13 protein-coding genes are annotated in these 14,184 nt (G+C 64.5%); 3 read left to right on the top strand and 10 right to left on the bottom strand.

The window, feature by feature from the left end; genetic code table 11:
* Window positions 1–35: 35 nt before the first annotated feature.
* Window positions 36–1,202 carry a radical SAM family heme chaperone HemW gene (gene hemW, locus MMG94_RS05735; RefSeq protein WP_016918124.1) on the bottom strand — a complete coding sequence of 389 codons (1,167 nt, stop codon included), beginning with the start codon at window positions 1,200–1,202 and terminating at the stop codon, window positions 36–38.
* Window positions 1,203–1,304: 102 nt separating this feature from the next.
* Between hemW and MMG94_RS05730 the strand changes: the two genes are divergently transcribed.
* Both MMG94_RS05730 and MMG94_RS05725 read left to right on the top strand, forming a co-directional pair.
* A complete protein-coding gene (locus MMG94_RS05730; protein ID WP_016918123.1) occupies window positions 1,305–2,558 on the top strand; it encodes an NAD(P)H-binding protein in 1,254 nt (417 codons plus the stop codon).
* Window positions 2,558–3,028: a DUF2269 family protein gene (locus MMG94_RS05725; protein WP_016918122.1), complete on the top strand. Its 471-nt coding sequence runs from the start codon at window positions 2,558–2,560 to the stop codon at window positions 3,026–3,028. The genes MMG94_RS05730 and MMG94_RS05725 overlap by 1 nt, the downstream gene beginning before the upstream one ends.
* A 67-nt stretch (window positions 3,029–3,095) precedes the next feature.
* Here the strand turns inward: MMG94_RS05725 and MMG94_RS05720 are convergent, their stop codons facing one another.
* Window positions 3,096–3,419: a (2Fe-2S) ferredoxin domain-containing protein gene (locus MMG94_RS05720; protein WP_154419997.1), complete on the bottom strand. Its 324-nt coding sequence runs from the start codon at window positions 3,417–3,419 to the stop codon at window positions 3,096–3,098.
* Between the two features lie 65 nt (window positions 3,420–3,484).
* On the bottom strand, window positions 3,485–3,952 hold the full coding sequence (locus tag MMG94_RS05715; RefSeq protein ID WP_016918120.1) for a hypothetical protein: 468 nt from the start codon (window positions 3,950–3,952) through the stop codon (window positions 3,485–3,487).
* A gap of 85 nt (window positions 3,953–4,037) precedes the next feature.
* Here MMG94_RS05715 and MMG94_RS05710 point away from each other — a divergent pair, with 85 nt between their 5' ends.
* A complete protein-coding gene (locus tag MMG94_RS05710; RefSeq protein ID WP_244415169.1) occupies window positions 4,038–5,099 on the top strand; it encodes an AraC-like ligand-binding domain-containing protein in 1,062 nt (353 codons plus the stop codon).
* Window positions 5,100–5,102: 3 nt separating this feature from the next.
* Here MMG94_RS05710 and gyrB read toward each other — a convergent pair whose 3' ends face one another.
* The 7 genes from gyrB to MMG94_RS05675 all read right to left on the bottom strand — a co-directional run bounded on the left by gyrB (window position 5,103) and on the right by MMG94_RS05675 (window position 13,145).
* Window positions 5,103–7,535, bottom strand: a complete 2,433-nt coding sequence (gyrB, locus tag MMG94_RS05705) for a DNA topoisomerase (ATP-hydrolyzing) subunit B (protein WP_016918118.1) — start codon at window positions 7,533–7,535, stop codon at window positions 5,103–5,105.
* Between the two features lie 103 nt (window positions 7,536–7,638).
* Window positions 7,639–8,391, bottom strand: a complete 753-nt coding sequence (locus tag MMG94_RS05700) for a YceB family lipoprotein (RefSeq protein WP_016918117.1) — start codon at window positions 8,389–8,391, stop codon at window positions 7,639–7,641.
* A 112-nt stretch (window positions 8,392–8,503) separates the two neighbouring features.
* Window positions 8,504–9,109, bottom strand: a complete 606-nt coding sequence (locus MMG94_RS05695; RefSeq protein WP_026015992.1) for a glutathione S-transferase family protein — start codon at window positions 9,107–9,109, stop codon at window positions 8,504–8,506.
* Between the two features lie 53 nt (window positions 9,110–9,162).
* The gene (locus tag MMG94_RS05690) at window positions 9,163–10,236 is read right to left on the bottom strand and encodes a 5-(carboxyamino)imidazole ribonucleotide synthase (RefSeq protein ID WP_026015991.1); all 1,074 of its coding nucleotides are present in this window, start codon (window positions 10,234–10,236) and stop codon (window positions 9,163–9,165) included.
* Between the two features lie 2 nt (window positions 10,237–10,238).
* Window positions 10,239–10,703 carry a 5-(carboxyamino)imidazole ribonucleotide mutase gene (gene purE / locus MMG94_RS05685; protein ID WP_026015990.1) on the bottom strand — a complete coding sequence of 155 codons (465 nt, stop codon included), beginning with the start codon at window positions 10,701–10,703 and terminating at the stop codon, window positions 10,239–10,241.
* Window positions 10,704–10,910: 207 nt separating this feature from the next.
* Window positions 10,911–11,735, bottom strand: coding sequence for a carbohydrate kinase family protein (locus tag MMG94_RS05680; protein WP_016918113.1), 825 nt, complete (start codon window positions 11,733–11,735; stop codon window positions 10,911–10,913).
* Window positions 11,736–11,801: 66 nt separating this feature from the next.
* A complete protein-coding gene (locus MMG94_RS05675; RefSeq protein WP_016918112.1) occupies window positions 11,802–13,145 on the bottom strand; it encodes a (Fe-S)-binding protein in 1,344 nt (447 codons plus the stop codon).
* Window positions 13,146–14,184: the final 1,039 nt, after the last annotated feature.

The following is a 14,184-nucleotide window of genomic DNA, read 5'->3' as shown; positions in this document are numbered from 1 at the left end:
TAAGCGCAATGGAGCCGATTGGTTCCCTGGGCGGCTCAGGCCGCGAGGTCGGCGACGACGGCGTCGAGGACAGGGAAGCCTTCGGAGCTCACGCGCAAACGGTTTTCGCGGGTGATTTCGACGAGCCCGTCGCCGATCAATTCGCTGATTCGCGATTGCGAAAGCTTTTTGCCGGTGAGCAGGAAATAACGTTGCGGGTCAATGCCTTCCCGCAGGCGCAGCCCCATCAGCAGAAATTCGTCGCCCTCCTGCTCCGAATTCAGCAATTCGTCCTCAACGATCCCGTGGCCCTCCGTTTCGACGCAGGTGAGCCACATCTCGGGGTGTTTCTCGCAGGCCTGGGCGCGGCGGCCGCGCGAGGTGACGATGCGGCCATGGGCGCCGGGGCCGACGCCGGCATATTCTCCGTAGCGCCAATAGAGGAGATTGTGCCGGCACTCTGCGCCGGGGCGCGCATGGTTCGACACTTCGTAGGAGGGCAGGCCGTGGCGGGCGGCGACCTCCTGCGTCACGTCCCATAAAGCGCGCTGCGTGTCGATGTCGGGCAGCGCCATCTTGCCCGTATTCACCATGCGCTCGAACAGCGTGTCCGGTTCGATCGTAAGCTGATAGAGCGACACATGCTCGGGCGCGCGGGCGAGCGCGAGGTCCAGCTCCTTGCGCCAGGCGGGGGGAGTCTGCCCGGTGCGGCCGTAGATGAGGTCAAAGGAGGCGCGCTCGAAGACGTTCGTCGCGACGTCGAGCGCCATCAGCGCCTCGGCGACGGAATGCTGGCGGCCGAGCGCCTTGAGGTCGATGTCGTTCAAGGCCTGGAGGCCGAGCGAGACGCGATTGACGCCCGCCGCCTTGAAGCCTTTGAAGCGCGAGGCTTCGACGCTCGTCGGATTGGCCTCGAGCGTGACTTCGACATCCTTGGCCATCGTCCAGCGTTTGGCGATCTCGTCGAGAATTGAGGCGACCGTCGACGCCGACATCAGCGAGGGCGTGCCGCCGCCGAAAAACACTGATCGCACTTCGCGTCCCGGCGCGAGCTTCGCGCGATGCGCCAGCTCGACGGCGAAGGCTTCGACAAAGCGGTCCTCGTCCACGTCGGCGCGGCGGACGTGGCTGTTGAAGTCGCAATAGGGGCATTTCGAGAGGCAGAACGGCCAGTGGACATAAACGCCGAAGCCCGGGTCGAAAGCATTCCGAATCGTCGCCATGTCCCCTTATCGCACGAAAACGCCCAAAACGCAGGGCGGGGCGCCCGCCGCGCTCCTATATGGTTGGCGGCGGATCGCCCTTGCCGCCGAAAGGGGGAGCCTGTGGCCCGAACGCTCATCGTCGGCGGGACCGGCTTTATCGGCCGCCACATCGCCGGGCGGCTGGCGGCGCAGGGTCACGCCGTCGTGGCGGCGGGCCGCGCCGAAGTCGACATCGTCCAGGACGACGCCGCGCGGCTGCGCGGCAAGGTCGCCGGCTTCGACGTCGTGATCAATTGCGCCGGCCTCGTTCACGACGTCGGGATCAACACGATGGACGCCGTGCACGCCGAAGGCGCCATGCGGCTGTTTTCAGCCTGCATCGCGGCGGAGGCGTCGCGCTTCATCCATATCTCGGCGCTGGGCGCCGCGCCGCAGGGCGAGACCGATTTCCAGCGCAGCAAGGGCGCGGCGGAGGCCTTCTTCCTCGATGCGGACCCAAACGGGACGCGCATCGACTGGCATGCCCTGCGTCCCTCGGTCGTCATTGGACGCGGCGGAGCCAGCACGGCGTGGATGCTCGCCGCCGCCGCTTTGCCGATTCTGCCTCGGATTGGCGGCGCCGATTGGCGCTTTCAGCCCATCCATGTGGACGATTTGACCGAACTCGTGGCGCGTCTTGCGGCGGGCGCGGAGGCGCCGCGGCTGATCGACGTCGTGGGGCCGGAGCCGCTCTCGGTGTACGAACTCACGCGCATTTTGCGCAAATGGCTGGGGCTGCCGGCGACGCGCTCCCTGCATGTCCCCGACTGGCTGTTCAAATTCATGGCCGAGATTGGCGGCAGGCTGACGAGCGGGCCGCTCAATCCGGATGTGATGCGCATGCTTGCGCGCGGCAATGTCGCGGATCCCGGTCCGCTGACGGCGGCGCTGGGACGCCCGCCGCGCGATCTTTCAAGCGCCTTGGCGCAGGAGCCGGCCTCCGAGTCCGACCGTCTTGCGGCGCGTCTTTTCTTTCTGGGCCCGGCGCTGCGCTGGAGCCTCGCCTTTCTCTGGATCGGCAGCGGGCTTTTGTCCCTTGGAGTTTATCCAGTGGAGAAAAGCTATGAAATGCTGGCGGCGCTCGGACTCTCCGGCCTTCTCGCCACGCTCGCGCTCTATGGCGGAGCGGCGCTCGATCTGATCCTGGGCGCCCTTCTGTTGCGCCGCTGGCGGCCGGCGCTCGTCGGCTGGCTTCAACTTGCGAGCATGGCCGTCTTTACGCTGCTGGCGATCGGGCTGCCGGGCGAATATTGGCTGCATCCTTTCGCGCCGATTTTGAAGAACGTTCCGATCGCGGCGGCGATTCTCGTCATGATCGCCATGGAGACCGAGTGATGCTCGACGTCACGACGTTGAAATGGATACATATCCTCAGTTCGACAGTGCTTTTCGGAACCGGCCTCGGCACCGCCTTTCACGGCCTTGCGACCAATCTGCGCGGCGACCTGCGCGCAATTGCCGCCGGCAATAAAAATGTGGTGCTTGCGGATTGGATCTTCACGACGCCGGCCGTCATTCTGCAACCGCTGACCGGCGTCGCGCTCATGATCGACGAGGGCTGGCCATATGACACGCCCTGGATCGTGGCGTCGATCGCGCTCTATATTTTCGTGGGCTGCTGCTGGCTGCCTGTCGTCTGGCTGCAGATGCGGATGGCGCGCATCGCCGATGAATCCCTTGCTTCGGGCGCGCCCCTGCCGCCGCTTTACAAGCGCTATTTCTGGTGGTGGTTCGCGCTCGGCTGGCCGGCTTTCATCTCCATGCTCGGCATTTTCTGGTTGATGGTGGCGAAGCCGCAATTCTAGATCACGCTGCGTTCGGGCGGACTCGCAGCGTGATCCGAAGCGAGGAACGCGGCGAAAAGAGGGGCCGCTATTTCAGCGTCGCCGCGATTTCCCGCATAAGGTCGTCAATGTCAGGATCCGAAAAGGCGTCGCCCGATGGCTCGATGCGCAAAACGGGATCGCGCGTGCAGAGCCGCAGGCATTCGCGCGTCGAGATTTTCAGGCGGCCCGCCGCGACAGCGTTTGGAAGGGCCGCGCGTGTCGCTGCTTGAACCTCGGCCAGCAAAGCGCGTCCGCGGCCTTCCGCGTCGCAATTGGGGCCGACGCAGACGAGGAGGCGGATAGTCGGTTTTTCGCTCACGGTTGTCGACGGTTGATGCGGTGGTTGCGCCAGCAGGACGCAACGCCGCATGCCTTGCTCCCTTGCATGGGTCAAGCCCAAATTATGATCGCTTCTTGAGCAATCCGCCCCGCATCTTAGGCGACAGGGCTTTCGCCGCCTGCGCGCCGAAATGTCGACCACAGAACGCTGATCGCCCCTCCGCCGAAGCCATAGGTTGCGGTCGGCAAGCTGGCCATCAGATAGACGCGAAACAACGAGGGTAAAATCCCTTCGGCGGGAACGGGGGAGTCGAGCACGGGAAATATCGCTTGCAGGAGGAAAAGGCTCGAATTTGTGAAAGCGCCAACGGCCATCGCCCAGCGGATGGACCAATGCAAGGGAACGCGCGCGGCGTAGAAGCCAAAAATCAATGCGCTCATCAATAGATAGTCGATGTGCGACTGCACCAGCCTCGATTGCTTGCCGGCAAACAGCGCTTTCAAGAACGGCGAGCCAAAATTCAGCCCGACGAGGCAAAAGGCCAAAAGCAGCGCGACGAGAAGCCATAGGGCCGCCGCTCTGAGGAGCAAAACATTGGTTTCTTCGGGCGTGCGTTGTGTCATTTCAGTATTCCTTGGTCAGCAGCGATTTGTGTCGACCAAAATAGATAAAGAGCGAACTTCCGCTCGACTGGGACGGAACCAGAATTTGACCGAGGCGGCGCTCAGTGTGTTAGCGTTCGAAAAGCAAAAGAAAAATGCGCCCGGGTTAAAGATTATGATGACGCGACAGTCGAGTCCGATGGTCCTGTCGACCGACCATCTTCCCGTAAAGCAACGCGCAGAATGGCTACGCGAAATGATCGGGAGAGAGTTCGCCGATGTCGAGATCAGTCCGCCGACGGAAGCGCGCTTGTTCAACGAAACGACGATTTATCGTTGGGAGGATTTGCGCCTTTCATCGATCAGGTCGAACGCCATCACGATCGAACGGTTGTCCAAGGAGCCCGCCAAAATCAGGCAGGACGTTTATCTCGCGGTCGTTCTGCTCTCTGGAAGCTATTCATTGGAACAGGATGGACGTGCGGTCGCGCTGCGTCCGGGGGATATGACGATATATGATGCAACGCGCCCGCATCGCATCGTTTGTCCCGGGAGCTTTTCCAAACTGATCGTGTCTATTCCTCGTTCGAAGCTCAAGGCGAGAGTCGGCGGCGTCGAGCGTTGCTCGACTCTGCAAATCGCCGGCGATCGGGGCGTCGGCTCCGTGGCGTCCGCCTTCTTGCGATCCTGCGCAGAGCAGGCGCAAGCGTTGTCCGAGTCCGAATTCGCAGCGCTTTCGGAAAACTGCATAGATCTTTTGGTTCTGGCGTTGGCGGCGGTGGGACGGCAGGAGGATGGCGTGTCGTTCGGGCGCTCGGCGTCGCGAGCAAGAGTCAGGAATTTTGTCGAGCGGAACCTCAGCAATCCGGAGCTGGACGCCGCGATGGTGGCCTCCGGCGTCGGCATGTCGTCTCGCTATATCAACGACATTCTATCGGACGAAGGGATGCCGCTCATGCGCCACGTCTTGAGTCTAAGATTGGAGAAATGTCGGCGCGAGCTTTCGTTTTTTGCAGGAATGCCGATCACGGAAATCGCGTTTCGCTGGGGCTTCAATGATATGTCGCATTTCAGCCGCAGCTTCAAACGAAGATTCGGGTGCTCCCCGCGCGATTATCGGCGGATTATTGCTGATCAATCCGGCGAGCGACATGAAGTTCCCGAATGATGTTCACACATCCAAATTCGCGACATTCAACGCATTCTCGTGAATGAACTCGCGCCTGGGCTCCACCACGTCGCCCATCAGCTTCACGAAGATGTCGTCGGCTTCCGCGCCTTCCTTCACTTTCACTTGCAGCAGCGAGCGCGCCTCGCGGTCGAGCGTCGTCTCCCAGAGCTGCTCGGCGTTCATTTCGCCGAGGCCTTTATAGCGCTGAATGGAGAGGCCTTTGCGGCCGATCTGGCTCATGGCGTCATAGAGCGCGACAGGGCCGGAGAGCGGGGCTTCATCCCCGCGACGGATCAGCGCGGCGGGAGCGGAGAAGACGTCGCGCAGCGAATCCGCGCGCTCCTGCAGCTTCCGGGCTTCCGACGAATTCAGCATCGCCTGATCCAGGACCACCGCCTGCGTCACGCCGCGTAGCGTGCGCTTGAAGACATAACCGCCATCGCGCGGTTCTCCCGCCCAGCCGCGCTCGGTCTCTTCCGCTATGGCGTCGAGACGGCGCGCGACTTCGGTCGCGAGCGTCTCGGCCTCGCCATTTTCCCCATGCGGCTTCAGCGCGCCGGCCATCGCCGCCTGTTCGACCACATGCCGGTCATAGCGCGAATGCAGGCTCGCCATCACCGTACGGAAGGCGCGCGCGTCTTCCAGCACCTTGCGCAGATCGGCGCCGGCGCGATCTTCCGATCCTGTGCGCAACACGGCGCCGTCGAGCAAGCTGTCGATCAGATAGTCCTCGAGCGCGCGCTCATCCTTCAGATATTGCGTCGACTTGCCCTTGGTCACTTTGTAGAGCGGCGCCTGGGCGATGAAGACGTGCCCGCGCTCGATCAGCTCCGGCATCTGCCGGTAGAAGAAGGTGAGGATCAGCGTGCGGATATGCGCGCCGTCGACGTCGGCGTCGGTCATAATGATGATCTTGTGATAGCGCAGCTTGTCGGCGTTGAACTCGTCGCGCCCGACGCCCGTGCCGAGCGCCGTGATCAGCGTGCCGATCTGCTCGGAGGAGAGCATTTTGTCGAAGCGCGCGCGCTCGACATTGAGGATCTTGCCGCGCAAAGGCAACACCGCCTGAAAGGCGCGGTCGCGGCCCTGTTTGGCGGTGCCGCCGGCCGAGTCGCCCTCGACGATGAAGAGTTCGGCCTTTGCGGGGTCGCGCTCCTGGCAGTCCGCGAGCTTGCCGGGAAGATTGGCGACGTCCAGCGCGCCCTTGCGCCGCGTCAGCTCGCGCGCCTTGCGCGCCGCTTCGCGCGCCGCCGCCGCCTCCACGACCTTTGAGACGACGTTCTTCGCTTCGGCCGGATGTTCTTCCAGCCATTGGCCGAGAAGGTCGTTCATCACATTCTCGACGGCGGGGCGCACTTCCGACGAGACGAGCTTGTCCTTGGTCTGCGACGAGAATTTCGGGTCCGGCACTTTCACCGACAGCACGCAGGTCAGTCCCTCGCGGCAGTCGTCGCCTGAAAGATCGACCTTCTCGCGCTTGGTGAGGCCCGACGAATCCGCATAGCCCGTGATCTGGCGCGTCAGCGCGGCTCGGAAGCCGGCGAGGTGCGTGCCGCCGTCGCGCTGCGGAATGTTGTTGGTGAAGGCCAGCACATTCTCGTGATAGGAGTCGTTCCACCAAAGCGCGACTTCGACGGTGATGTGCTCGCGCTGGCCCTTGATGAGGATCGGCGCCGCGATGAGCGGCTGCTTGGCGCGGTCGAGCCAGCGCACGAAAGCCTCCAGCCCGCCCTCGTAATAAAGCTCGTCCTGCTTCAGCTCGGCATGGCGCGCGTCGGTGAGGACGATGCGCACGCCGGAATTCAGGAAGGCGAGTTCGCGCAGGCGATGCTCGATCGTGGCGTAGTCGAATTCGACCATGGTGAAGGTCGCGGGCGAGGGCAGAAAGGTGACTTCCGTGCCGCGCTTCGCGGCGCCGTCCTCCATGGGCGCGTCGCCGACGACCTTGAGGTCCTCGACCGCGTCGCCATGCCTGAACTCCATGGAATGCTCTTTGCCGCCGCGCCAGATGCGCAGCTTGAGCCAGACGGAAAGGGCGTTGACGACGGAGACGCCGACGCCGTGCAGACCGCCCGAGACCTTGTAGGAATTCTGGTCGAACTTACCGCCCGCATGGAGCTGCGTCATGATGACGTTCGCCGCCGACACGCCCTCTTCCGGGTGGATGGCGGTCGGAATGCCGCGGCCATTATCCGTCACCGTGCAGGAGCCGTCGGCGTTGAGCGTGACCGTGACGCGCGTCGCGTGGCCGGCGAGGGCTTCGTCGATCGCATTGTCGACGACCTCATAAACCATGTGATGCAGGCCGGTGCCGTCATCCGTGTCGCCGATATACATGCCCGGACGTTTGCGGACGGCGTCCAGGCCGCGCAGCACCTTGATGGATTCGGCGCCATATTCGGCCGGGTCGTTCGGCTTGTCGTTTTCGCTCATTTCGCTCGCTTTTGCGGGGAATTTCCAGCCTTTGATTCGTCAGGCCCATTCTACCCCGGAACAGGGAGCGATTGCACGCGTTTAGAGGGGTTTTCCCTCCGCATTAACAGGCTGAAATTTCGATGCCTTCGCCCTTCAAAAATGCGCGGACGATCAGAATGCACAAGATAACGCCCAGGATGAAGCTCGCCAAGCCGCCGATCACGCTGGCCGACAGCCGCCAGAGCGAAAATGTGACGTTGAGCCGGCCGTCTTCGATGGCGATCTTCTCCAGCGCCGCTTTCATCGCCGCGCCCTTCATGTCGTCCTTCAGCCGGTAGACCGGGCGCTCCTCCAAATAGCGGCGGAGCGCCGCGTCGACGGCCGTCGCCGCCCAATCGTCCGCCTTCTGCGCCTTCGCTTCGAGCGCGGCGCGCAGCTTATCGTTCCCGAGCTTGCCGGCGAGGCGGCCGACAAGTTCGCTCGCATTTTCGCCCTGATAAGCGAGACGGCCGACATCGATTTTCTCGGGCGCGAAATAGAGCGCGCCCTCGGCATATTTCGGAACGCCGAGCGCGGAAGCCTCGATCTCGACGCTCTTGCCGTTGCGCAGCCATCCCTCGACGTCGAAGGCGAGCGCCGCCTTGCCGTCGCGCAGCTGGACATTGGCGCTCTTGACGCTGACCGATTGCAGAAGCGTCTGCGCCGCGCCCTTGAGGGCGACGTCCTTGGGCAACTGGCTGTCGATCCGGCTCTGCAGCTCGCTTTCGCTCAGCGAGACGTCATGCGTGGCGGAAATGGTCCAGAGTCCGGCGCCGCCAAGAGCGAGCAGCAGCGCGGCAAGGAGCCAGCCATAACGGCGTAGAGCATATTTCATAGGTCCCTCCAATTCTGGAGAAACTACGCTTCGGCTGAAGGCTTTTTTGTGCGCTCACGCACGTCATTGCTTCGCTTCGCTCGCAATGACGGGTGAGGCGAGGCTTGGGCGCTCAGCGATAGCCTTCCTCGGCCAGCACCTGGCGCACGGCGGGCCTCGTCTTCATGCGCTGGTAATGGGCCGCGCAATTGGGCGGCAGCGTCATGCCGATCTTGTCGGCCCAGAACTCGACATAGAACAGGGCTGCATCCGCGATGGAGAAGGGGCCGGCGGCGTATTCGCGCCCGGCGATCTCGGTGCTCACGGCGTCGAAGGCGGAGGCGGCGATGGCGCGTCCTTCGGCGATCGTCGCCTCGCGGTCGCCGCCATAGCGTTCGGGCGTGAAAACGCGGCGGAAGCCCTCGCCGTGAATGTGCCGGTTGCAGAACTCCAGCATGGCGCGAGCGTCGCCCGCGCGCATTGGATCTTCGGGCAGGAGCTTCCGGCGCGGATGGTTTTGCGCCAGCCATGTCGCAATGCCAACGAAATCCGTGAGCGCGGTTCCGTCGTCGAGAACGAGAGTCGGAATCGTGCCCTGCGGATTAATGGCGAGATATTCGGACTTCAGATGGTCGCCGCGCGGCAGATTGAGCACATAGGCCTCGAAAATAAGGCCGATTTCCTCGAGCAGGATGTGAATGCCGGTCGAGCACGAGCCCGGCGTCATGTAGAATTTCATTGTATCGGCGCCTTTCGGTTGCATTTAGCGTGCAACGCCGGCGCCAGCGCTTTTTATGGCGTGACCGTCGTCACATGGCCCATTTTGCGGCCCGGGCGGCTTTCCGTCTTGCCGTAGAGATGCAGGCAGGCGCCGTCCTGCGCCAATATCTCCGCCCATTTGTCGGCGTCGGCGCCGATGAGGTTGCGCATCACGACCTTGGACCCGTGCCGGCGCGTGGAGCCGAGCGGCATCCCGGCGATGGCGCGCATATGCTGCTCGAATTGCGAGGTGACGGCGCCGTCGAGCGTCCAATGACCGGAATTATGCACGCGCGGCGCGATCTCGTTGACGACGAGGCGCTCGCCGCCGGCATCCTCCACGACGAACATCTCCACCGCGATGACGCCGACATAGTCAGCGGCCTCCGCGATTGCGCGCGCCATGTCGATCGCCGCCCGCGCGGTCGCGTCGCCGATCGCGGCGGGCGCAGTCGTCGTCGCGAGAATGTGATGCTCATGGACGTTCTCGCAAACGTCATAAGCGCGGAATTCGCCGTCAAGCCCGCGCGCGGCGACGACCGAGACTTCCCTGGCGAAAGGAACGAAGCCCTCGAGGATGCAGGGCCTGTCGCCGAGCGCCTTCAGCGCCGCGGCAAGATCGACGCCCTCCGCGATCTTCGTCTGACCCTTGCCGTCATAGCCGAAGCGCCGCGTTTTCAGGATGGCGGGCCGGCCCAGTTCCGCGACGGCGCGGGCCAGCGCTTCGGGGTCGCTCACATCTGCGAAGGGGGCCGTGGCGACGCCCAGATTGCGGACGAACTGCTTCTCGATCAGCCGGTCCTGCGTCAGCGCGAGAATTTTGGGATTTGGCCGCACGGGCCGATGCGCTTCGAGCACTTCCGCCGTTCGCGCGGGAACGTTCTCGAACTCATAGGTGACGACGTCCACCGACTCGGCGAAAGTCGCGAGCGCCGCCTCGTCGAGAAAGTCGGCGCGGGTCTGCGCCGCGCAGACGTCGAAGGCCGGATCGTCGGCGACGGGCGAATAGACATGCGATTTGAGTCCGATGCGCGCGCCGGCGAGCGCCAGCATGCGCGCGAGCTGTCCGCCGCCGAGAATGCCGATGGTCGCGCCGGGCGTCAGCATGATCACGCCTCGTCCTTCGGGGTTTCGGCGACGGCCGCCGTTTGCTTCGCCCGGAAGTCCGCGAGCCGCGCCGCGAGCGCCTTGTCGCTCAGCGCGAGTATGGAGGCGGCGAGAATGGCCGCGTTGATCGCGCCGGCCTTGCCGATCGCCAGCGTTCCGACCGGCACGCCGCCCGGCATCTGCACGATGGAAAGAAGCGAATCCATGCCCTTGAGCGCGTGGGATTCGACGGGCACGCCGAGCACCGGCAGATTGGTCATGGAGGCCGTCATGCCGGGAAGATGCGCCGCCCCGCCGGCGCCGGCGATAATCACCTTGAAGCCTTCCGCCTCGGCGCCCCTGGCGAAGGAAACGAGACGGTCGGGCGTGCGATGAGCCGAGACGATGCGCGCCTCGCAGCCGACGCCGAGCGCCTGCAGCGTTTCAGCGGCGTGGCGCATGGTCGCCCAGTCGGATTGCGACCCCATAATGATTGCGACCGGCGTATTCGGCTTCGCCACTTGAAAATCCATCGGCTCGAGCGTGGGAAGCCACGCCCCATAGAGGATGGGGCGGCGCAAGGCAAGGCGGGGGCGGAAGCCTTTGGAAGCGGACGCTCTTATAAGCGCGCGTCCCCGTCAGGTCGGTATACGTATTTCTCGGCGCCGGGGAGTAATCCGCAGCCGCGGAACCCCCTACCTTGCGCCGAGGCGCGTGATGGCCTGCGTCGCCAGCCGCAACCCGTTGCGCGCCGCCTCGGCGGGCTCCGCGCCCCTCAGCAGGCCGGCGATCGCGCCGGCGTTGAAGGCGTCGCCGCCGCCGGTGCGGTCGACCGGCTCGACCGGGACAGTCGGCACTGTCTCGACGCAGCCGGCGCGCATGATCTGCGCGCCTTCGTCTCCATGCGTGACGAACCAGATCGCCGGATCGCCGGCATGGCGCTCGAGAAGGAAGCGCATCGGGTCTTCCGAACCCACGGCGCGGGCCAGTTCGTCGTGGTTCGCGAACAGGCAGTCCGCCGCCCGGGCGAAGGCGGGATCGTAGTCGCCATTGAGTTCGACGGAGAGCCGCCGCGCGCCGCGCTCCCGCGCCCGCGTCAGAAAACCGGCGTCGCGCACTGTTACATGCAGCCAGTCCGCGCCCGCCGCCGTCGGCAGCGCGTCGTCGGGCGTCCAGGGCGCGTCGAGCCGCGGGCTCGTGACGATGCGATTGTCGCCGGGCGGCGAGAGGCAGACCGCGACGGGCGAAGGCGAGCGCAGGACGTTCACGCCCGAGACGTCGACGCCCTCTCCTGCGAGATCGCGCAGGGCGAAGGCTCCGAGCAGATCGTCGCCGACCCAGCCGAGCATCCGCGCGTTCAGACCTTCGCGGGCGAGCCAGACCGCTGTGTTGGCCGCCGATCCGCCGCCGCCGACGGAGATCGCGTTTGCGGGGATTTTTTCATGCGGCTCGGGGAGGCGATCCAGCCGCATCGCGACGTCGAAATTGATGCTGCCCAGGCAGCAGACATACCCCGCCATGTCGATCCCAACGAGCCTTCCATTGCCGGATGGCTTAACAGGCCCGCGCAGGGATGTCGCCTCGCCTTACGCCAGCGCGTCCCGGATCAGCAATGCGATATGCCGCGCCTGCCGGCCGCTTCCATGTTCGATCTGATGCCGGCAGGAGAAGCCGTTGGCGATGATCGGCGTCTCCTCGGGCGCCGCGCGAACGGCCGGCAGGAGCGATAGCTCCGCCATTCGCATCGAGGCGTCGTAATGCTCGGCTTCGAGACCGAAGCTCCCGGCCATCCCGCAACAGCTCGACTCGACAATGTCGTAGGAGAAGCCCGGAATCCAGCTCAACAGCTTGCGCGTCGCCTTCATCACGCCGAAGGCCTTCTGGTGGCAATGGCCATGCAGCAGCGCCTTGGGCAGATCGAGCGCCCTGAGATCGAGCCGCAATCCGTTGTTCTGATGCTCGCGGACGAGAAACTCCTCGAAGAGATAAAGCTGCTTGCCGAGATCGCCGACCTCCGGCCCGAGCCCGAGACTGTACAGCTCGTCGCGCAGCGACAGGAGGCAGGAGGGTTCGAGCCCGACGATCGGCGTCTTCGCCGCGATCGCGTCCTGGAAGGCGGCGAGAACGCGCCTCGCCTCAAAGCGCGCCTTCTCGACCATGCCGGTCGTCAGATAGGTTCGTCCGCAGCAGAGCGGACGGTCGGGCTCGGCGTCGGTCGGAGCGGGCGTCGCCATCGTCACGCAATAGCCGGCGCGCTCCAGCACCTCCGTCGCGGCCTGCGCGATATGCGGGTCGAAGTGACAGGCGAATGTGTCGACGAAGAGGATGACCGCGCCGCGTTCGCCTTTGGCGGCGCTTCGATGCGGCGCAAAGGGCTTCGCCGCCAGCTCGGGCAGGGGACGTCTGGCGGTGATTCCCAGCCATTTCTCAGCAAGCCTCGCCGCGGGCGCGAAGGCGTTGCGCAGGCGGATGGCGTAGCGCAGCGGCCCGCGATGACGTCCCGTCCATTCCGGCACGCCGCCGAAAAGCCGCGTGCGCAAGGGCGCGCCTTTGATCTCGTGGCGCTGCGCCAGATATTCGGTCTTGATGAGCGTCATGTCGACGGCGCTCGGACATTCCTTCTTGCAGGCCTTGCAGGAGACGCAGAGATCCATCGCCTCGTCGAGGCGCGGATCGGCGAAGGCTTCGGCATTTTCGCCTTCGTTGAGCGCGGCCTTGAAGGCCGCGACGCGCGCCTCGGTCGAATGCGCGCGGTCGCCGGTGATCCGGTAGCTCGGGCACATGACGCCCTTGCCGGTTTTCTGACAATCGCGGCTGTGCATGCACACGGCGACGGCCTTGGCGTAATTGCCGCCCTTCGCCGGAATGCCGGAATAGGCGTCGCCAATGCCGTAAGTGTCGTAGGCCGACCAGTCGAGGAAGGTTTTCATGCGGGCGCGGAAGCAACAATTGCGCCGTGGGTCGCCTTGATATCGACGCTCGCATCACGTCGCCGGCCCCCACCCCTGCCCCTCCCCGCAAGGGGGAGGGATGAAGCGGCGCCATGCGGGTATGATTGGAAGCAAGCTTAGGTTGAAGCTCGGTCGCTCTCACGACTAAGCAACAGCGAGCGTCTAGATCGTGAGCCCAATCCCTCCCCCTTGCGGGGAGGGGCAGGGGTGGGGCGTCGCAGCCACGCGAATCTCGCAAAAACAACATGAAAACCCTCGCCGCCATTTCCGGCGCGAGGCGATAAGGGAGATCCGGGACGCCCCGGCCCGGTTCGGCCGAGATGTGTGATGTGTTTCATGCGCACCGGAGCCAAAGCGTCCCGGACACGGTCTTTATGCTCGCGCACCTTTTCCCGACGGAGTGACTTCGCTCCCGGACACGGCCCCTGACAGGACCGCTTCTTTCCCGTCTGACGGTCTGACCCGCCAGACGAGCGCGCGCTTGAGCGCCGCAGGCGATTTGTGTCCTGCAGTTTTCCGATGCCGCCTTCCCCCGGGCGCGGCTTCCTTTTCAGAAGTTCCCGCTGCAAGACCCGAAGGAACGTTAAGGCCCAGCTTTATTCGCGACATCCGGCGCGCTCCCGCTCGCATGGGTTCATGCGAGCTGAAAGCGCGCTGGACGAAGCTTGCCCCGCTCTGCACGGGAAAGCCCGACCGACGACCCGCCCACATCCGCCACAAGAGCCCGACGGACGCTTGACCGACCCCGCCGCGCCGCCGGGCTACGACGACGCCCCCTAAGGTGACGAGGCGGGCGCAGGATGAGGGAGATTTGGGGGGTGGGGATAAGATTTTTTTCGGAACGTCGATGCAGGCCCGTGCGCGCTCCTCTCCCCGTGAAACGGGGAGAGGAGCGCTGCGCCGCCGCGCACAGCGATAGAAAATATAGAAAATAATGCGCTGTCTCTCTACTCGCCCGGCGCTTTCGCGCGTGACCACGAATAACGGCAGGAGAGGAGCCCTTGGCTCTCGTCAGGAC

It is taken from the genome of Methylocystis parvus OBBP, from assembly GCF_027571405.1.
In the GTDB taxonomy this organism is placed as follows: Bacteria; Pseudomonadota; Alphaproteobacteria; order Rhizobiales; family Beijerinckiaceae; genus Methylocystis; species Methylocystis parva.
The sequence above is the reverse complement of the archived record's forward strand: the minus strand, read 5'-3'. Positions and strand labels throughout refer to the sequence as shown.